Origin of the sequence: Variovorax sp. CCNWLW235 (assembly GCF_037204085.1) — a bacterium.
GTDB lineage: Bacteria > Pseudomonadota > Gammaproteobacteria > Burkholderiales > Burkholderiaceae_C > Variovorax.
On the sequence record NZ_JBBCBW010000003.1, the window covers coordinates 295061 to 313888 of the forward strand.

At 67.2% G+C, this 18828-nt stretch carries 14 protein-coding genes; 10 read left to right on the forward strand and 4 right to left on the reverse strand.

Features of this window, described 5'->3' with window-relative positions:
• Positions 1 to 96: 96 nt before the first annotated feature.
• The 5 genes from xylF to V9L21_RS06160 all read left to right on the forward strand — a co-directional run bounded on the left by xylF (position 97) and on the right by V9L21_RS06160 (position 7317).
• A complete protein-coding gene (xylF, locus tag V9L21_RS06140) occupies positions 97 to 1119 on the forward strand; it encodes a D-xylose ABC transporter substrate-binding protein (RefSeq protein ID WP_281147070.1) in 1023 nt (340 codons plus the stop codon).
• Positions 1120 to 1246: 127 nt separating this feature from the next.
• Positions 1247 to 2437, forward strand: a complete 1191-nt coding sequence (locus V9L21_RS06145; protein ID WP_337310036.1) for a sugar ABC transporter permease — start codon at positions 1247 to 1249, stop codon at positions 2435 to 2437.
• Between the two features lie 314 nt (positions 2438 to 2751).
• Positions 2752 to 3528: an ATP-binding cassette domain-containing protein gene (locus V9L21_RS06150; protein ID WP_337310038.1), complete on the forward strand. Its 777-nt coding sequence runs from the start codon at positions 2752 to 2754 to the stop codon at positions 3526 to 3528.
• A 34-nt stretch (positions 3529 to 3562) separates the two neighbouring features.
• Positions 3563 to 4723: an ROK family transcriptional regulator gene (locus tag V9L21_RS06155; RefSeq protein ID WP_337310040.1), complete on the forward strand. Its 1161-nt coding sequence runs from the start codon at positions 3563 to 3565 to the stop codon at positions 4721 to 4723.
• A 140-nt stretch (positions 4724 to 4863) separates the two neighbouring features.
• Entirely contained in the window at positions 4864 to 7317 is a 2454-nt protein-coding gene (locus V9L21_RS06160; protein WP_337310042.1) for a membrane-bound PQQ-dependent dehydrogenase, glucose/quinate/shikimate family, read from the forward strand.
• A gap of 4 nt (positions 7318 to 7321) precedes the next feature.
• Here V9L21_RS06160 and V9L21_RS06165 read toward each other — a convergent pair whose 3' ends face one another.
• A complete protein-coding gene (locus V9L21_RS06165) occupies positions 7322 to 8605 on the reverse strand; it encodes a helix-turn-helix domain-containing protein (RefSeq protein WP_337310044.1) in 1284 nt (427 codons plus the stop codon).
• A 160-nt stretch (positions 8606 to 8765) separates the two neighbouring features.
• On the opposite strand from V9L21_RS06165, the gene V9L21_RS06170 reads away from it, so the two are divergent.
• Complete coding sequence (locus V9L21_RS06170) at positions 8766 to 10886, forward strand: PQQ-dependent dehydrogenase, methanol/ethanol family (RefSeq protein WP_337310046.1); 2121 nt, start codon at positions 8766 to 8768, stop codon at positions 10884 to 10886.
• 79 nt (positions 10887 to 10965) lie between these two features.
• Here V9L21_RS06170 and V9L21_RS06175 read toward each other — a convergent pair whose 3' ends face one another.
• Positions 10966 to 11943 carry a tripartite tricarboxylate transporter substrate-binding protein gene (locus V9L21_RS06175; RefSeq protein ID WP_258502815.1) on the reverse strand — a complete coding sequence of 326 codons (978 nt, stop codon included), beginning with the start codon at positions 11941 to 11943 and terminating at the stop codon, positions 10966 to 10968.
• Positions 11944 to 12146: 203 nt separating this feature from the next.
• Between V9L21_RS06175 and V9L21_RS06180 the strand changes: the two genes are divergently transcribed.
• Positions 12147 to 13337 (forward strand): M48 family metalloprotease, encoded by a 1191-nt coding sequence (locus V9L21_RS06180; RefSeq protein ID WP_337310048.1) that lies wholly within the window; start codon positions 12147 to 12149, stop codon positions 13335 to 13337.
• 125 nt (positions 13338 to 13462) lie between these two features.
• Positions 13463 to 14032, forward strand: coding sequence for a type 1 glutamine amidotransferase domain-containing protein (locus V9L21_RS06185; protein WP_337310050.1), 570 nt, complete (start codon positions 13463 to 13465; stop codon positions 14030 to 14032).
• A gap of 24 nt (positions 14033 to 14056) precedes the next feature.
• Here the strand turns inward: V9L21_RS06185 and V9L21_RS06190 are convergent, their stop codons facing one another.
• On the reverse strand, positions 14057 to 15223 hold the full coding sequence (locus V9L21_RS06190; protein ID WP_337310052.1) for a citrate synthase: 1167 nt from the start codon (positions 15221 to 15223) through the stop codon (positions 14057 to 14059).
• A gap of 77 nt (positions 15224 to 15300) precedes the next feature.
• Between V9L21_RS06190 and V9L21_RS06195 the strand changes: the two genes are divergently transcribed.
• Positions 15301 to 16419: a citrate synthase/methylcitrate synthase gene (locus V9L21_RS06195; protein WP_337310053.1), complete on the forward strand. Its 1119-nt coding sequence runs from the start codon at positions 15301 to 15303 to the stop codon at positions 16417 to 16419.
• Positions 16420 to 16546: 127 nt separating this feature from the next.
• The gene (locus tag V9L21_RS06200; protein ID WP_337310055.1) at positions 16547 to 17557 is read left to right on the forward strand and encodes a hypothetical protein; all 1011 of its coding nucleotides are present in this window, start codon (positions 16547 to 16549) and stop codon (positions 17555 to 17557) included.
• On the opposite strand, the gene V9L21_RS06205 is transcribed toward V9L21_RS06200, so the two are convergent.
• Complete coding sequence (locus V9L21_RS06205) at positions 17548 to 18795, reverse strand: phenylacetate--CoA ligase family protein (protein WP_337310103.1); 1248 nt, start codon at positions 18793 to 18795, stop codon at positions 17548 to 17550. The two genes, V9L21_RS06200 and V9L21_RS06205, sit on opposite strands and share 10 nt — an antisense overlap.
• Between the last annotated feature and the right edge of the window lie 33 nt (positions 18796 to 18828).

The following is an 18828-nucleotide window of genomic DNA, read 5'->3' on the forward strand; positions in this document are numbered from 1 at the left end:
CTTGGCCGGGCAGCAATGGGATAGTTAGTTCGCCCTTCAAACTAACTAATTTCTTACACGGCGTTTTCGCCGGGCACCACCACAGGAGAGACATCGATGCAACTCAAGCACACCTTGGCCGCCATGGCCTTCGGCCTCACCGCAGTGAGCGCACTGGCCCAGACCGTGGTCGGCGTGAGCTGGTCCAACTTCCAGGAAGAGCGATGGAAGACGGACGAGGCCGCCATCAAGGCCCAGCTCGAGAAGCTCGGCGCCAAGTACATCAGCGCCGATGCGGGTGGCTCGCCTGAAAAGCAGCTGGGCGACATCGAGGGGCTGATGTCCAAGGGTGCCAAGGCGCTCATCGTGCTGGCAATGGACAAGGATGCGATCCTGCCCGCCATCACCAAGGCCACGCGCCAGAAGGTGCCCGTGGTGGCGTATGACCGGTTGATCGAAGCGCCCGGTGTTTTCTACATCACGTTCGACAACGTTGAGGTCGGCCGCATGGAGGCGCGCGAGGTGTTCAAGGTCAAGCCCAAGGGCAACTACGTGATCATCAAGGGCTCCCCAAGCGACCCGAACGCCGACTTTTTGCGTGCGGGCCAGCAAGAGGTGCTGGACGCCGCCGTGAAGAAGGGCGACATCAAGATCGTCGGCGACGAATACACCGAAGGCTGGAAGCCCGAGGTCGCGCAAAAGAACATGGAGCAGATCCTCACCAAGAACGGCAACAAGGTCGACGCGGTGGTGGCAGCGAACGATGGCACCGCCGGCGGTGCGGTGGCCGCGCTCACGGCCAAGGGCCTGCGCGGCATTCCGGTGTCGGGCCAGGACGCCGACTTCGCGGCGCTCAACCGCATCGCACTCGGCACGCAGACCGCCACCATCTTCAAGGACTCGCGCGAGCTTGGGCGTGAAGCCGCCAGCGCCGCCATCGCGCTGTCGCAAGGCAAGCCGGTCGAAAAGGCCGCGCCGTGGAATTCGGGGCCGAAGAAGATTTCGCTGTCATCCCGCCTGCTCACGCCGGTGCCTGTCACGCGCGACAACCTCGACGTGGTCGTGAAGGCCGGCTGGATAAAGAAGGACGAGCTCTGCAAGGGCGTTCCGGCGGCCAGCGCGCCCGCGGCCTGCAAGTAGCAACAGTAGCGACAGCCACAGCGGCGAACACAGCCGCTCGCAATTGATCCGCGCAGCACTGCGCCGGCCGGCCCGCGGGCCCGGCCGGAGAGCCGCCGCGCACCCGTACCTTCGAGAGGGCAAAAAAATGAGCAACCAAACACCAGGCTGGTGGCGGCGCACCGGCGTCGACCTGCGGCTGCTGTTGATGAGCGTGCTGCTGATCGCCATGGGCGTGGTCTTCAACGTAATGTCCGGCGGCGTGTTTCTTTCGCCCGAGAACCTCTACAACGTGGCGCAGCAGACGGCCGTGGTGGGCATCGTGTCGACGGTGATGGTGCTCGTCATCGTCGCGCGCCACATCGACCTCTCGGTCGGTTCGGTCATGGGCTTCGTCGGCGTGCTGATCGCCTACCTGCAATACACCTCGGGCTGGTCGTGGCCCACGGCCTGCCTGGCGGGCCTTGCCGTCGCACTGCTGGTGTCCATCTACCAGGGCTGGCTCACCGCCATGCTGGGCGTACCGTCTTTCGTGGTCACGCTGGGCGGCCTGATGTCGTTTCGCGGCGCGGCCTTCCTGGTGGCCGACGGCAAGACGCAGCCCGTGAACGACGAGTTCTTTCAGCGGCTCGGCGGAGGCTACGACGGCGGCATCGGCACCACCGCAACATGGGCCATCGCGGTCTTCGTGGCGCTGGTGCTGTTCGCCCGCATGCTGCAGAAGCGCCGCGCCCGCGCCCACCATGAAATGCCCAACGAGCCGCTGTGGATGGAGGTGCTGCTGACGGCAGTGCCAGCAGCCGTGGTGTTCGTCTTCGCGGCGGTCATGAACAACTACCAGATTGCCTCGAAGGATGCGCCGCAAGGCCTGCCGATCCCGGTGCTGATCTGGGCGGTGGTGGCCATCGTGCTGTCGTTCATCGTGCACCGCACGCGTTTCGGCCGCTACGTTTTCGCGATGGGCGGCAACCCCGATGCGGCGGCGCTGGTGGGCATTCCGGTAAAGCGCGTCACGCTGATGCTGTTCGCGTTGCTGGCGGTGCTGGTTACGGTGGCGGCGATCGTGTCGATTGCACGCCTCAATGCCGGCACCAACTCGCTGGGCACCGGCATGGAGCTGTACGTGATTGCGGCGGCCGTTATCGGCGGCACCGCACTCGCGGGCGGCACCGGCTCCATCTTTGGCTCGGTGCTGGGCGCACTCATCATGCAGTCGCTCGACAGCGGCATGCTGCTGCTCGACGTACCGATCGGCAAGCGCATGGTGATCATCGGGCAGGTGCTGATCGTGGCCGTTGTGTTCGACGTGCTGTATCGGCGGAAGTTTGGGGAGAACTAGATGAACTTGCGTCGTTCACGGTCTGGTTCGGGGCGCGCACCCGCCGACGGGGTACCTTTCTCCGCGAATGTCCCCCGGCCTGCGGCCTCCTCCTTTATTTCGCTGCGCAAGGCACCCCGCCAGCGGGTGCGTTGCACAGAGCAGTGGTTGATCAGCGATACACCAGCAGCGTGCCCTGGTGCACAGGGCATCGGGTGCTCCCCGCAGCGAAATAAAGGAGGAGGCCGAAGGCCGGGGGACATTCGCGGAGGGGAGTACCCGGTGGCCTTTGCACACGCCCTGAACAACATCGCGCAAATCGCAACAGAAACCAGATGACCACGCCTGACACCTCAGCCCCCCTCGTCGAACTGCGCGAAATCCGCAAGGCCTTCGGCGGCGTAAAAGCCGTGGACGGTGTGAGCATCAACCTCCACCCCGGAGAAGTGGTCGCAGTGCTGGGCCACAACGGCGCAGGCAAGTCCACGCTCATGAAGATGCTCGCGGGCGCCTACCCCATCGATTCGGGCGACACGCTGATCGCGGGCGAGAAGGTCCACATCCGCACCCCCGCCGAGGCGCAGGCGCTGGGCATCGAGACCATCTACCAGACGCTCGCGCTGGCCGACAACCTCGACTCCGTGTCCAACCTCTTTCTCGGCCGCGAGAAGATGACGCGCTGGAACACGCTCGACGATCATTTCATGGAAGTGCAGGCGCGCAGGGTGTTCCAGCGCCTGAACAAGAACTTCACCAACATTCGCATTCCGGTGCGCAGGCTCTCGGGTGGACAGCGGCAGGTGGTGGCGATCTCGCGTGCGCTGTATTTCAACGCGCGCATTCTCATCATGGACGAGCCCTGTGCCGCCCTCGGCCCCGAAGAAACCGCCATGGTCGGCGGGCTCGTGAAGCAGCTCAAGGCCGACGGTGTCGGCATCTTCCTGATCACGCACGACATGCCCGATGTGTTCTCGCTCAGCGACCGCGTCGCCGTCATGAAGAACGGCAAGCTCGTGGGCACCTACCGCACCGCTGACGTTACCGAAGACGAAGTGCTCGGCATGATCATCGCCGGCAAGCGCCCCGAAGGAAAAGAGCAGGCGCACAGGTGAACGCGGTCGTGGTCCGTGCGCCGGAGGCTGGGTCATGACCATCGGCGACCAGCAACTGCTCAAGCGAATGAACCGCAGCGCACTGCTGCGCCTGCTGCGCGCGCGGCCCGGCCTCTCACGTGCGCGGCTGGCCGCAGAAAGCGGCCTTACCAAATCGACCGTGAGCCTGCTGGTGCGCGAACTGCTCGACGAGGGCTGGCTCAGCGAAGCGGGTGCCACTGTTGCCGATGGCTTGGGGCGGCCCTCTACGCCGCTGCAGATCAACGTCGGCGTGCGCGCATTGATGGGCGTCGAGATCGCAGTCGAAACCGTGCGCCTCGTCTGCGTCTCGCTGCAGGGCGAGGTGCTTCATGCCGACACGCAGGCATTGGCCGACGGCACGCCCGCGGGCGTGTGCGCGCAGGTCGCGCGCATGGCCGCGGCGGCGCATGCGCAGCTGAAAGGCCTCGGGCTGCGCCTGTCGAGCATCGGTGTCGGCGTGCCGGGTGCGGTGGACGACTGCACCGGTGTGGTCCGCTTTGCACCCAACCTCGGCTGGCGCAATGTGAGCTTGCTGCCTGCGCTCGAAAAAGCCTTTTCCGCGGCGGGCCTGCCGGGTGTGACCGTGCAACTGCAGAACGATGCCGATGCCGGCGCGCTCGGCGAGTATGAATTTTTTGGCAGCGAAGGCGGAGACCCGCTGATCTTCGTCAGCTGCGACGTTGGCGTGGGTGCCGGCGTGGTGCTGAACGACCGCCTCTTCACCGGTGCGCAAGGCATGGCCGGCGAGATCGGCCACACCATCCTGCAGATCGACGGGCCGTTGTGTTCGTGCGGCCGACATGGCTGCGCCGAGGCCTTCTTCGGCTCGCGTGCGCTGGAACGCGAAGGCCCCGGCATGGCGCATGCGGCCGCGGTGCTGGGCGTGCTGCTGCAGAACCTGTGGGTCACCTTCGATCCGCGCGCCATCGTGCTCGGCGGCAAATCGTGCACCAACCATCGCGCCCTGTTGCAAGCGGCCTTCGAGGTGGTCAGGCGACAGGCCGACGTGGTCGGCATGCCCGCGCCCGATTTGCGCTTGGCGCGTTACGGCGAGCTTGCAGCCGCTGTCGGCGCGGCCGCGTTGGCGCTGCATGAATACCTGCGGCCGCTGCAGCCCGATGCGCGCACGCGCCGTGCCCGCGCCGCGCGCGAAGACCGAGTACCTTCGAACTAAAAGACTCTCTTCAACGCGGCATCGCCACTGGCGTTGCACGGCCACATGCGCAAACCGCCTACGCACGTCGCCGTGGCCTTGGCCTAGGTTCTTCACTTCGCAGTCTCCAAGAACCCGGGAACAACAAGGAGCTTCATGCCATGCCCGACGCCGCCGCGCGCCTACGTGCGCCATCTTCCGCGCTGCTGACTGTCACTGCCGTCGTCATCGGCCTTGCGGGCCTGGCGTTGGCTGCGGCGGGCGCATGGCTCGTCGTGCTCGGCGGCTCCTGGTACTACCTGGCCGCGGGGCTCGGGCTCATCCTTGCCGCGGTGCTGCTGCCGCGCGGCGGCGGCGCTGGCCTGTGGGTCTATGCGCTCGTGGTGGCATTCACGTTGGCGTGGGCCTTGTGGGAGGTGGGCTTCGATTGGTGGCCGCTGGCGGCGCGGGGCGATGTGTTCTTCGTGATCGGCGTGTTCCTGCTCACGCCGTGGGTGGCGCGCGCACTCGCGCGCCGCAATGCCGCCGGCGTGGCGCCCGCGCGCGGTTTTCTTGGCGTGGTGTTGCTGGCCTTTCTGCTCGCCGCGGTGGTCTCGTGGACGCGAGACCCCGCCACGCGTGTGGAAGGCACCATGCCCGCACCCACGGCACCTGTGGCCGCCGCCGCCACACCCGCCAGCCCACCGCCCCCCAAGCAGGACTGGACAGCCTACGGCGGCAACGGCATGGGCCAGCGCTATTCGGCGCTCGACCAGATCACGCCGGCCAATGTCGGCCAGCTCCAGGAGGCGTGGCACTTTCGCACCGGCGACGTGCGCGGCCAGAGCGGCGACCCCGAGGAGACGACCTTCGAGGTCACGCCGCTGAAAATCGGCGAGCGGCTTTTTCTTTGCACGCCGCACCAGTCGGTGGTGGCGCTGAACGCGACCACCGGCGAGCAGCTGTGGCGCTACACGCCCGAAATCCGCCGCCCGCTGGCATTGCAGCACCTGACCTGCCGCGGCCTTTCGTATGACCCGGGCAGTGCCGTTCGGCCTGCGGCTGCTTCCACCGCCACCCCGGCACCCGCTGCACCAGCACCCGCCGGTGGCGATTGCGACGCCAAGCTCTTCATGCCCACCGCGGATGGCCGCATCCTCGCGCTCAACCCCGAGAGCGGCAAACCCTGCATGCGCTTCGGCGGCGGCACCGGGCAGATCGATCTCTGGAAGAACATGCCCAACGTGAAGCCGGGCTCGTACTACTCCACTTCTCCGGTGGTCGTGACGCGCTCGCTCATCATCGTCGGCGGCACCGTGCTCGACAACGTCTCGACCCAGGAGACCTCGGGCGTGATCCGCGCCTTCGACATCGACACCGGCGCGCTGGTGTGGAACTGGGACTCGGGGAACCCCGACGACACTGCGCCCATTGCGGCCGACCGCACGTACACCGCCAATTCGCCGAACAGCTGGTCGATCTCCAGCGTCGACGAGGCGCTGGGCATGGTCTATGTGCCCACCGGCAACCAGCCGCCCGACCAGTGGGGCGGCAAGCGCACCGAAGGGGCCGAGCGCTACTCGTCGTCGGTGGTGGCGCTCGACCTGGCCACCGGCCGCGTGCGCTGGAGCTTCCAGACTGTGCACCACGACTTGTGGGACTACGACGTTCCCTCGCAGCCCAGCCTCATCGACTTGCGCGTAGGCAATGAAACAGTGCCCGCGCTGGTGCAGCCCACCAAGCAGGGCGAGCTGTTCGTGCTCGACCGCCGCGATGGCAAGCCCGTGGTGAACGTGCATGAGCGGCCCGCGCCGCAAGGCCCGGCCGAAGGCGACCACACATCGCTCACGCAGCCGGTGTCAGACCTGTCTTTCGATCCGCCCGCGCTCACGCCGGCCGATATGTGGGGCGGCACCGTGTTCGACCAGCTCGCATGCCGCATCGCTTTCCACCGGTTGCGCTACGAGGGCCGCTACACACCGCCCTCGACCGAAGGCTCGCTGATCTACCCGGGCAACTTCGGCGTCTTCAACTGGGGCGGCGTCGCGGTCGATCCGCAGCGGCAGATGGCGTTCACCACGCCGGCTTCGCTGGCCTTCGTGTCCAAGCTCATTCCGCGCAAGGACGACACCTCGCTCTACGTGCAGGGCAAGGACCGCCCCAACGACAGCCTGCCCGCGCTCAACGAGAACTTCGGCGCGCCGTTCGCGGTGCAGCTCAGCGCCTTCACATCGGTGCTGGGCCTGCCGTGCCAGGCGCCGCCCTGGGGCCACGTGGCGGGAGCCGACCTGCGCACCGGCAGGGTGGTGTGGAAGCACAAGAACGGCACCGTGCGCGACAGCTCGCCGTTGCCGCTGCCCTTTGCGATGGGCGTGCCCAGCCTCGGCGGGCCGATCATGACGGCCGGTGGCGTAGCCTTCTTGTCGGGCACGCTCGACTACTACCTGCGCGCCTATGACGTCGCCAACGGCAAGGAGCTGTGGCGCAGCCGCCTGCCGGCCGGCGGGCAGGCCACGCCCATGACCTACACCGGCAGCGACGGACGCCAATACGTGGTGGTGGCCGCGGGCGGCCATGGTTCGCTCGGCACGCGCACGGGCGACCATGTGATCGCCTACGCATTGCCCAAGCGCTGAGGGTTCAGCCCGCTGCGAGCGGCGCGCCCTGGCCGTCCTCTTCGCGCCAGCCGCGCAACCGGCGGTACAGCGTGCCGCGCGACACGCCCAGCTGGCGTGCCGCCTGCGACACGTTGCCGCCTTGCGCCGCCAGTGCTTCCTCGATCAGCTTGCGGCTGTGCTCGCGCAGGGTTTCACCGTGCGCTGCTTCCGCGTGCATGGGGTTCGGCATGGCCGGGGCCGCGCAACCTTCTGCCGCGGGCGCCTTCATCGCGGCTGCAGGTTCGATCGGCAACACCGGCGCGGCCTCGCCGGGCATTGCCACCGCGTGCCTGAAGTCCGCGCCGTCCGCAGCCTTCAGCCGCGCCTGCACCCATACGCCGAGGCCGCTCGCCAGGCGCATCGGCTGCGCGGCTTCGCGCCGGCCCAGCCTGAGCAGGCTCGCCAGATCGTGGCCCAGCATCGACTCCACGGCGCGCTCGCAGCTGTCTTCGGGCAGGCGGCCGATGAGCCGCGCGCCGGCGCCGTTCAGCCAGGCGATGGTGCCGTCGGGCGCCACGCCGGCCAGCGCTTCCATCGGCGTGCCGAGCAGGTTGGGGCTGGCCTGAAAGCGCAGGATCAGGTGGTCGCGCGACTGCGCCTGCAGCAAGCGGTTCTCGATGATCGTCGCGTACAGCGCCACCATCGACGCCGCGTCAAAACCGAAGCGCCGCGCTTCCATCGTGATGTCGAGCACGCCGGCAAGCTGGCCTGTCACGCCGCGAATGGGTGCCGCGGCGCATTGCATCTGCGACAGCACGTCGAAGTAATGCTCCGCCCCGTCGACCGTGCAGGCCTGCCCGGTGGTCGCCACGATGCCCGGCGCGGTGGTGCCGACGATGCGCTCGGAAATGTTCACGCCCACGCGCGCGGTCTTGCGCAGCACCGGCTGGTATGCGGCGGCCGGCTGCTGCGTGACATGCACCACCACGCCTTCGCCGTCGGTCAGGATCACGCGGCAATCGGTGCCCGCGAGCGCGCTTTCCATGCTCGCGAGCTCCTGCCGCGCCACTTCGAGCAGCTCGCGGTTGCGCGCCAGCGTGGCGTGCAGCCGGCTGGGCGTGACCGCGTCGAAGGGAACGATGCGCTGCCTGTCGCTGTGCGTGCGGGTGCAGCGCAGCCACGACTGGATCACCGCTTCGCCGACCAGGCCCGAGGGCCGCACGCCTTCCTCGAAGAACTGCTGCCGCGCGAGCGCCACGCGCTGCGCCGGCGTCGTTGAAAAGAGTTGGCGCGGCGCGTTGGCCTTGCCCAGCCTTTCGAAAGCCATGCTGTTCGCTGCTCCTCGAAGTGGGAAAATCGAAGGGGACGAAAGGGAATTGCTGACCCTGCGAATGTGTTCCGCAATGGAACAGCGCCGGACTGGGGAAATCCCGAGGGTGAACGCGAGGACGGCAAAAACGATCCTTGCGGCACAAAGGAGACTCACGATGAAAAAGATCCACTCCGGCCTGCTTGTGCTTGCCGGTGCATTGCTGAGCCTGTGCGCGCCGATGGCCACGGCCCAGGGTTCCGCCAGCGTGCAAGACCGTGCGGGAGCCGCCGTCAAGAAGGTGAACGGCGATTTCATTCGCGCCAACGCAGCCCAGAAGAAGACACCCGACTGGCCAAGCTACGGCCTCGACTACGCCGAGACGCGCTTCAGCAAGCTCGACCAGGTGAACGCCGGCAACGTGAAGCAGTTGGGCCTGGTGTGGTCGTACAACCTGGAGTCCACGCGCGGCGTGGAGGCCACGCCGCTGGTGGTGGACGGCATCATGTACGTCACGGCCTCGTGGAGCGTGGTGCACGCCGTCGACACGCGCACCGGGCAGAGGCTCTGGACCTTCGATCCGCAGGTCGACAAGTCCAAGGGCTTCAGGGGCTGCTGCGATGTGGTGAACCGCGGCGTGGCGCTGTACGAGGGCAAGGTCTACGTCGGCGCGTACGACGGGCGCCTCATCGCGCTCGACGCGGCCACGGGCCAGAAGGTCTGGGAGAAGAACACCATCGAGGGGCAGAAGGGCTCCTACACCATCACCGGCGCGCCGCGCGTCTTCAAGGGCAAGGTCATCATCGGCAACGGCGGCGCCGAGTACGGCGTGCGCGGCTACGTTACGGCCTACGACGCCGCCACCGGCGAGCAGAAGTGGCGCTGGTTCACCGTGCCGGGCGATCCGTCCAAGCCCTTCGAGGACGAGTCGATGGCGCGCGCGGCCAAGACCTGGGACCCCAGCGGCAAGTACTGGGAGGCCGGCGGCGGCGGCACCGCGTGGGACACCTTTGCCTTCGATCCCGAGCTCAACCTGATGTACGTGGGCACCGGCAACGGCTCGCCGTGGGCGCGCAGCAAGCGCAGCCCCGGCGGCGGAGACAACCTCTACCTCGGCTCGGTGGTGGCCCTCAACCCCGACACCGGCAAGTACGTGTGGCACTACCAGGAAACGCCCGGCGACAACTGGGATTACACCTCGACCCAGCCCATGATCCTGGCCAACATCCAGATCGGCGGCAAGCCGCGAAAGGTAGTCCTGCATGCGCCGAAGAACGGCTTCTTCTTTGTCATCGACCGCACCAACGGCAAGTTCATCTCGGCCAGGAATTTTGTCGAGGTGAACTGGGCCACGGGCTACGACACCAACGGACGGCCCATCGAGATTGCCGCCGCACGCCAGAACGAAAAGCCCGGCGACAGCATTCCGGGGCCCTTCGGCGCGCACAACTGGCACCCGATGTCGTTCAACCCGCAGACCGGCCTGGCCTATGTGCCCGCGCAGCACGTGCCGCTCAACCTGATGGACGACAAGGACTGGAAGTTCGACCAGAACGTGCCTGGCCGCCCGCATGGCGCCATGGGCTGGAACACCGCCATGTTCGCCAACGCCGAGCCGCCCAAGAGCAAGCCCTTCGGCCGGCTGGTGGCGTGGGACCCGGTGGCGCAAAAGGAAGCCTGGGGCGTCGACTACGCCTCGCCGTGGAACGGCGGCACGCTCACCACCGCGGGCAACCTGGTGTTCCAGGGCACGGCGGACGGGCGCCTTCTGGCCTACAACGCCAAGACCGGCGAGAAGCTGTGGGAAACCCCCACGGGCACCGGCGTGGTCGCGGCACCCTCGACCTACATGGTCGACGGGAAGCAGTACGTGTCGGTTGCGGTGGGCTGGGGCGGCGTCTACGGGCTTGCGCAGCGCGCCACCGAAAGGCAGGGCCCGGGCACCGTGTACACCTTTGCCGTCGGCGGCACCGCCAAGATGCCGGACTTCGTGCAGTACCGCATGAGCAAGCTGGTCGAAGGCGTGAAGTACGACCCCGCCAAGGTGCAGGCCGGCACCATGCTCTACGTGAGCAACTGCGTGTTCTGCCACGGCGTGCCGGGTGTGGACCGCGGCGGCAACATTCCGAACCTGGGCTACATGGACGCGGCGTACATCGAGAATCTCGACAAGTTCGTGCTCAAGGGCCCGGCCATGGCGCGCGGCATGCCCGACTTCACGGGCAAGCTCTCGGGCGACGACATCGAAAGCATCAAGGCCTTCATCCAGGGCACCGCGGACGCGATCCGGCCCAAGTAGAGCAAGGAGGCGCGGCATGAAAAAAGCCGCCGGACCTGAGGTCCGGCGGCTTTTTACTTATCCGAAGATTCGAAAACGATCAGTCGGCGTACACGCCTGCGGCCTTGATGATCGGGCCCCACTTGGCGATTTCAGCCGAGACGAACTTCTTGTGCTCGGCCGGCTCCACGCGCTTGTCGGTGGTGATCACCGCGCCGAGGCCTTCCTGGCGCTTGATGAAACCCGGGTCCTTCATGGCGGCCTTGATGGCTTCGTTGAGCTTCTTCAGCACCGGCGCCGGCGTACCCTTGGGCGCGTACACGCCGTGCCAGATGGTGACTTCGAAGTCCTTCAGGCCCGATTCGGAGAGCGTGGGCAGGTCTTTCAGCACCGCCGGCGTGGTCAGGCGCTTGGACGTGGTCACGGCATAGGCCTTGACCTTCTTGGCTTCGATCTGCGACGTGGTGTTGGTGGTCTGGTCGCACAACAGGTCGATCTGGCCGCCCAGCAGGTCGGCAATGGCCGGTGCCGTGCCCTTGTAGGGAACCGGCGTCATTTCGGTCTTGAGCGCGCTCTGGAACAGCAGGCCGCACAGGTGCGAGGCTGCGCCCAGGCCGGCGTTGCCGAGGTTGATCTTGCCCTTGTTGGCCTCGATCCAGCCCGTCAGTTCCTTGTAGTTGTTGGCCGGCAGGCCGGGCTTGCCGATGAGCGTCATCGGCACTTCATTGACCATGCCAAGGTATTCGAAGTCGTTCTCGACGTTGAACGGCAGCTTGCGGTACAGCGCCGGCATGGTCGACATGGCAATGTGGTTCAACAGCAGGGTGTGGCCGTCCGGTGCGGCGCGGGCCACCTTGGCGGTGCCGATGGAGCTGCCGGCGCCGGCGGTGTTGTCCACCACGATGGTCGCGCCGAGGGTCTTCTGCAGCGATTCGGCCAAGTCGCGGGCCACCCGGTCGGTCGGGCCGCCGGCCGTGAACGGCACCACGATGGTGACGGTCTTGCCTGCGGGGAAATCCTGGGCGTGGACGCCGACGGCGGCAGCGGCAAGCGCCGTGAGTGCAAGCAGTTTCTTCATGGTGTCTCCGGAGACGGTGAAATTGAAAATGGCCGCGATCATAAGGGCTGACCGCGACCTGACCTCTAGCGAATAGCCCTTAGGGCGGGCCCGAAATATGCCCTTTCCTGGGGCATGATGCGCGCTCGCAACTCGCGCCTGAGGGGGCGCGAAAAATAACCACAACACTGCAGGCCCCAAGGCCGCATCGAGGAGGAATTTCAATGGATCCCTGGGTTTATCCGCGCGAGCGCTGGCTCGGCAACATCACGCTCGGGCTCGGCCTGCTGGTCTGGGCGGCGCTGGTGCTCGGCACTTTCGGCATTGCACTCATCTATGTGCTGCTCGGTTTCATCGGCTACGTATTCGCGCAATCGGCCGTCATTGCCTGGATCAAGGGCACGGCCGTCAAGCTTTCGCCCACGCAGCTGCCCGAGCTGCATGCACGCTTCCAGGCGTGCTGCGGCTATCTCGGCATCGAGGAGCCGCCCGAGGCCTACCTGCTGCACGGCGACGGCATCTTCAATGCCTTTGCCACGCGCTTCTTCGGCCGCAACTTCGTCGTGCTGCTGTCCGACGTGGTCGACGCCATGGAAGCGCAGCCCGACGGCATCAACTTCTACATCGGCCACGAACTCGGCCACATCCGCCGCGGCCACCTCACGGGCCACATCTGGCGTGCACCGGTGCTCTGGATTCCGCTGCTCGGCGCCGCCTATTCGCGCGCGCAGGAATACACCTGCGACCTGCACGGCGCCGCCTGCTGCGAGCAGGCCGACTCCGCGCCCCGCGCACTCGTGGCACTGGCGGCCGGCGCGCAGCAATGGCGCAATGTCGACCTGCAGCGCTATGCCAACCAATCGGCCGGCAACAGCGGCTTCTGGGCGTCGTTCCATGAGCTGATCGCCGGCTATCCGTGGCTCACCAAGCGCGTGGCGCGCACCATCGACCCGGCCGCGAAGTTGCCGAGCCGCAATCCGCTGGCCTATGTGCTCGCGATCTTCGTGCCCTACACCGGCCGTGCCGGCGGCGGTGCGCTGGGCTTGCTGGTGGTGGTCGCCATCATCGGCGTGCTGGCTGCGGTGGCCCTGCCGGCCTACAAGGACTACGAGTCGCGCGCCGCGGTTTCGCAGGCTTGGTCCGAAGCCGCGCCGGTGCGCGAAGCACTTGGCAACTACTACAAGGAGAAGCAGGAGATCCCCGAATCTCTTGCAACCGCCGGCGCGCCCGAGGCCTTGCCCGGCGGCTCGGTGCTGACGCTCGACACCGACACCATGGTGGTCGATGTGGAGCTCCCCAAGGCAAAGGGCACGCTGCGCATGGAACCCTCGGCCACCGAAGACGGCATTGCGTGGAATTGCGTGGCCGGCGACGACCTGTCGCAAAAAGCCTTGCCGGTTTCTTGCCGCAAGTAACGGCAGGCGAAGCGTAAGAGAAGTTTTCCGCCTGTCGAACTGTCCGACAGGCGGACCCGGCCAGTGCCGATGCACGGCGCGGGTGCGGGCCTTAGGGTGAACTCTTGTCTAAGGAGTCTTCACCCATGCCCGTAATTTCTTCTTCACTCGACGGAATGAAGGTTGCCATCCTCGTGTCCGACGGCTTCGAGCAAGCCGAGATGACCGAGCCGCGCAAGGCGCTGGACGGCGCCGGCGCGCAGACGCAGATCGTTTCGCCGCTCGACGGCAGCGTGCGCGGCTGGAAACATCTCGACCCGGCCGACACCTTCGAAGTCGACGTGCCGCTGAAGAACGCCAACGCCGATGAATTCGATGCGCTGCTTTTGCCCGGCGGCGTCGTCAACCCCGATGCGCTGCGCATCAACCAGCAGGCCGTGGCTTTCGTTCGCGCATTCGTCGAAGCGGGCAAGCCCATTGCCGCCATCTGCCATGGCCCCTGGACGCTCATCGACGCGGACGGCGTCAAGGGCCGCAAGATGACGTCGTGGCCGTCGCTCCGCGCCGACCTGCAGAACGCCGGCGCAAAGTGGTTCGACAAGGAAGTGGTGGTTGACCAGAACCTGGTGACGAGCCGAAAACCCGATGACCTGCCGGCGTTCAACCGCGAGATGACGACACTGTTCGAACTTGCCTACGAAGACGCCATTCATTGATGCGAGCTGAAACGGGGCCGGTATTCAGCGTGTGAAGTCCGGCCCCGTGTAGCGCGCACGCGGCCTTATCAGTTGCCCCGTGGCCTGCTGCTCGAGCACGTGGGCTGTCCAGCCCACCGTGCGCGCGAGCGCAAAAAGCGTGAACGGCGCATCGGCCGGCAGCTTGTGCACGGCTGCCATGGCCACCAGCGCAAAGTCGATGTTCGCCGCTTCGCCCAGCAGCCTTTCGCCGGTGGCGCGCAAGTCCGCGAACACGGGCGGAAGCTCGATGTCCGCGAGCAGTGCCGCGCAGCGCGCATCGCCTTGCGGATACAGCGGGTGGCCGAAAGCCGCGAGTGGACGATCGTGCGCGAGCCATTCGCGCACCGCGGCCTCGCTGCCGGATGCGGCGGCATCGCGCACGAGCGCCTGAACCGCCGCCGCGGCGCCGCCATGCAACGGACCTGTCAGCGTCGAAAGGCCGGTGAGCAGGCACGCCGCCATCGAAGCACCGGTCGATGCAGTCACGCGCGCCGCGAAGGTCGATGCGTTGAGTTCGTGGTCGGCCATCAGCACCAGCGCGCGGCGCAATGCATCGGCCGCCTTGGGGCGGCGCCAGGCCGCGGCAAGCCGCGCATGCAAGGGCAGGGCGGCGGAAGAGGCGGGGCCCAGCAGTGCATTGGCCAGCGTGCCGATCGCTTCCGCTGCCTCGGCCTGCAGCACCGCGCGTGAGCGGCCTCGCGAGGGCGGATCGACCGCGGCGCGTGCCGCGAGTGCGAGCAGGCCGGCCTGCAGGGGCGTCGCTTGCTTCGTGTTGTTCACCGGTAAGGAGTCAGTGCATGCGAAGCGCGGCGGTGCGCTCTCCCACAGCAGGCCGGCCACGTCTTCGAGCGTTGCATGTTCCGCCAGCAGGCAGGCGTCCTGCCCGCGGTACCAGAGCCGTCCTTCAGCCACGGTCGACACGCTGGAGGGCAGCACCGGCTCGCCCCATTGAATGGCTTCGCTTGCCACCGCTTCGCTGCTGCGCCGCCCGCGGGTGCGCGCGGCAATGCGCTGCACGTCGTCGCGGTGATAGAGGCTGCGGCGCGGGTCCGCTGCGTCGGGCTTTGCGCGAATGCGGCCGCGGCTCACGCTCGCGTAGAGCGTTTGCGGGCGCACCTGCATCAGTTCGAGCGCCTCGGCGGCGGGCAGCCAGAGCGGTGGCTTGGTCATGTTGATGGAATAAATCAAGATTGACGTCAATGTTAGCGTCGACAGAATGAACGCCATCTCATCAAGGAGCACAAGGAATGAAAGACGAAGATGGCGGCCTCGAAGGCGTGGTGGCCGCGCACACGGTGTTGTCCGAAGTGGACGGCGCGGCCGGGCGGCTGGTGATCCGCGGCCATGAGCTCGATGAAATTGCGCAGCACTGGCGCTACGAAGACGCGGTGGCGCTGCTGTTCCAGGGCTTCTTCGACAAACTGCCAGATGCGGCCGGCCTGCGTGCAGCGCTGGGCCGCGCGCGCCGCGAGGCCTTCGAGCGGCTGCAGCCGAACGACGATGCCATGCTGCGCAAGCTGCCGCCCATCGAAGCGGTTCGCGCCCTGCTCGCGCGCCTGCCCGACGGTGACGACCTGGCCACCGCGCTGCGGCTGGTGGCGGCGCCCGCCGTCTACACCGCAGCGGTGATGCACTGGCGGCTGGGCGTGCAGGCGCTCGCACCCGACGAAGTGCTGCCGCAAGCCGCCGACGTGCTTCGCATGCTGCACGGCCGCACACCCACCGGGGCGCAGGTTGCGGCGCTCGACACCTACCTGGTCACCGTGTGCGATCACGGCTTGAACGCGTCGACCTTTGCCGCGCGGGTGGTGGCCTCGACCGGCGCAGGGCTTGCGTCGGCGGTGCTCGCCGGCATCAGCGCGCTCAAGGGCCCCTTGCATGGCGGTGCGCCCGGTCCGGTGCTCGATGCGCTCGACGCCATCGGAACCGCGGCCAATGCACGTGCTTGGCTCGAAGAGGCCGTGGCCGGCGGCCAGCGGCTGATGGGCTTCGGCCACCGAATCTACCGCGTGCGCGATCCGCGCGCCGATGCGCTCAAGGGGGCACTGCGCCGGTTGGGCGCCGAGGGCAGCGTCAATGCGGCGCGCTTCGAACTCGCCGAGGCCGCCGAGAAAGCCGCGCTCGCCATCCTGCGCGAGAAGAAGCCCGGTCGCGCGTTGGAAACCAATGTGGAGTTCTACACCGCGCTGCTGCTCGAAGCCCTGGGCTTCGGCCGCGAGAGCTTCACCTGCGTGTTTGCAGCTGGCCGTGTGAGCGGATGGGTTGCGCATGCGCGCGAGCAGGTGAAGAAGGGGCGGCTGATACGTCCGCAATCGGTGTACGTGGGGCCCGCACCCGAAGAGGCCGAGGCCGCGCTCGCGCACTGAGCTCGAGACCGCGCGCATCGCGCGGTCTCGGGTTTGCCGCCGCGTTCCGGTACGCTCGCCGTTTTCGAATTGCCCGGCCCATGCATGCCGGGCGACGGGTTCATCAAGGCGAAAGTATTCCTATCGTATGGCGGCATCCCCATCTTCCTTCGAGCGCGCGCAGCGCCTGCCCAGCGAGTTCGCATGGATCGTGGTGGCGATCGATGCGGCCCTTTTCATCGTGAACATGACAGTGCAGCTGCTGCCCTCGTCGCCTCACAGCGAGCAGATGCGCAGCGTGTACGCGCAGCCGGGCGTGTGGGTTCCGCTGCTGTCCCGCGTTGCCACGGTGTGGCTGCTGGCCGCCACGCTGGCGTGGTGCCATGCGCGCAAGGCGCTCGACGAGCGCGGCGCGGCCCGTGTTGCGCAGCTTCGCAGCCCAGGGAGCCGCTTTGCCGCCGTGTTCCTGCCGGCGATGGTGGTCAACGCGCTTGCATTGACGCCGCTCTTCTACCAGGCACAGGTGCTCTTCATGCCGGGCGGCTCGCTGCACGAGACGGTCGACATGTACGGCCTGCGCTCGATCATGGCCGTGTCGATGCTGGTGCAGTCGGTCATCCAGATGATTGTTCTCGTTGCGAGCGTGTGGCTTGCCGCCCGTTTCGCGCTGCGCGAGCGCAGCGTGGCGATCGCGGATGAAACGCCCGCTGCCGCGGCATCGACCCGCCGCGCGGTGGCGCTCGTGATCGCCGCGATGTTCGTCTCGCTGCAGATGTGGATCGGCAACGTTGCGAGCGGCTGGGTCGACACCTCGAGGGACTCCGACCTGCTGCCGCTTCTTCTCGGCTGGTTCGCGGTGCCGCTGCTGGTCTATGGGCTGGCGTTCTGGGGCGCATGGCTCGGTGCCGCGCCGGCGCCCGCGCAAGCGCGTCCCTTCAGGGCCGTGGCGGCGGCGGTCGCGGCTTTTGCCCTGCTGCAGGCGGTCTGCATCGCCCTCGCGGTCGGCGGGCTGGTGTGGGTTGCCAGCGTAAGCTTTTCGGGCCGAAGCAGCGACGGCAACCTCTTGATGCTCGCCGTTGCAATGGCGGCGGTCTACCTGGTGCTGCTGGTGGTGCTGGTGCGCGCCATCACGCACCGCTTCTACCGCCGCTACTTGTAGCTGCGCGCGTCCTCGATCACCTTGCCGTCGTTCGGCAGCGTGCCCGGCGCCACCAGCTCGATGGTGCCGCGCAGCTTGGTCACTTCGCGCACCGCATCGGCAATGCGCGCTTCGAGCCCGGCCGGTGCGCCGGCGCACTCGAGCCTGAAGGTCATCTGGTCGTCGCCCATTTCGCCTGACACCACGAGGCGCGCACGCACGATCTCCGGAAAACGCCGCACGATTTCCGCGACCTGCGAAGGATGCACGAACATGCCGCGCACCTTGGTGGTCTGGTCGGCCCGGCCGAGCCAGCCCTTGATGCGCTTGTTGGTGCGGCCCGTAGGGCAGGTGCCCGCGAGCACCGCGGAGAGGTCACCGGTGCCAAAGCGCACCAGCGGATAGTCGGGGTTGAAGGTGGTCACCACGATCTCGCCCACCTCGCCGTCGGGCACGGGGTCTCCGGTGCCGGGGCGCACGATCTCGACCAGCACGCCTTCGTCGATCACCAGGCCTTCGCGCGCGCTGGTCTCATAAGCGATCAGGCCCAGGTCGGCGGTGGCATAGCACTGGGTGCCCTTCACGCCGTGCGCGGCAATCCAGTCGTGCAGGCTCGGCGGAAAGGCTTCGCCGGAAACAAGGGCCTTGGTGAGCGAGGGCAGCTTCAGGCCTTTCTCTTCGGCCTTCTCGAGCAAGATTTTCAAGAAGCTCGGTGTGCCCGCATAACCTTCGGGCTTCAGGTCGACCATGGCTTCGAGCTGCTGCTCGGTCTGGCCGGTGCCGCCCGCAAACACGGTGCAACCCATGGCGCGCGCGCCGCTCTCCATGATGGAGCCGGCCGGTGTCATGTGGTAGCTGAAGCTGTTGTGAATGAGTTCGCCGGTGCGAAAGCCGGCCGCATGCAATGCGCGCGCGGTGCGCCAGTAGTCGCGCGCTTCGCCTTCGGGTTCGTAGATGGTGCCGGGGCTTGCGAACACCCGGGGCATGCGGGTGCCGCGGCCAATGGTCGAGAAGCCGCCGAAGGGATCGTCGGCGCGGCGCTGCTTCTGCAACTCGAGCAGCTCGGTCTTGCGCGTGACGGGCAGCCTGGCGAGTGCTTCGCGTGTGGTGATGTCGGCGGGCTTTACGCCGTCGAAAATCTTTGCGAAAGCGGGTGCGGCGGTCTGGGCCTGCGCAATCTGCTTCGGCAACGCGGCCAGGAGGTCGCGTTCGCGTTCGGCGGGGTCACGGATTTCCAGCTTGTCGTAGTGGTCGGTCATGTCCGTACCCTTCATCTTTTGGTTCGGTCTTGC

What these genes read in the sequence shown, in the direction of transcription:
- V9L21_RS06185 (WP_337310050.1), top strand. Translation starts at nt 13,463, where the DNA reads ATGCCCGTAATTTCTTCTTCACTCGACGGAATGAAGGTTGCCATCCTC.
- V9L21_RS06200 (WP_337310055.1), top strand. Translation starts at nt 16,547, where the DNA reads ATGGCGGCATCCCCATCTTCCTTCGAGCGCGCGCAGCGCCTGCCCAGC.
- V9L21_RS06180 (WP_337310048.1), top strand. Translation starts at nt 12,147, where the DNA reads ATGGATCCCTGGGTTTATCCGCGCGAGCGCTGGCTCGGCAACATCACG.
- V9L21_RS06205 (WP_337310103.1), bottom strand. Translation starts at nt 18,795, where the DNA reads ATGACCGACCACTACGACAAGCTGGAAATCCGTGACCCCGCCGAACGC.
- V9L21_RS06175 (WP_258502815.1), bottom strand. Translation starts at nt 11,943, where the DNA reads ATGAAGAAACTGCTTGCACTCACGGCGCTTGCCGCTGCCGCCGTCGGC.
- V9L21_RS06145 (WP_337310036.1), top strand. Translation starts at nt 1,247, where the DNA reads ATGAGCAACCAAACACCAGGCTGGTGGCGGCGCACCGGCGTCGACCTG.
- V9L21_RS06170 (WP_337310046.1), top strand. Translation starts at nt 8,766, where the DNA reads ATGAAAAAGATCCACTCCGGCCTGCTTGTGCTTGCCGGTGCATTGCTG.
- V9L21_RS06155 (WP_337310040.1), top strand. Translation starts at nt 3,563, where the DNA reads ATGACCATCGGCGACCAGCAACTGCTCAAGCGAATGAACCGCAGCGCA.
- V9L21_RS06160 (WP_337310042.1), top strand. Translation starts at nt 4,864, where the DNA reads ATGCCCGACGCCGCCGCGCGCCTACGTGCGCCATCTTCCGCGCTGCTG.
- V9L21_RS06190 (WP_337310052.1), bottom strand. Translation starts at nt 15,223, where the DNA reads ATGACCAAGCCACCGCTCTGGCTGCCCGCCGCCGAGGCGCTCGAACTG.
- V9L21_RS06195 (WP_337310053.1), top strand. Translation starts at nt 15,301, where the DNA reads ATGAAAGACGAAGATGGCGGCCTCGAAGGCGTGGTGGCCGCGCACACG.
- xylF (WP_281147070.1), top strand. Translation starts at nt 97, where the DNA reads ATGCAACTCAAGCACACCTTGGCCGCCATGGCCTTCGGCCTCACCGCA.
- V9L21_RS06150 (WP_337310038.1), top strand. Translation starts at nt 2,752, where the DNA reads ATGACCACGCCTGACACCTCAGCCCCCCTCGTCGAACTGCGCGAAATC.
- V9L21_RS06165 (WP_337310044.1), bottom strand. Translation starts at nt 8,605, where the DNA reads ATGGCTTTCGAAAGGCTGGGCAAGGCCAACGCGCCGCGCCAACTCTTT.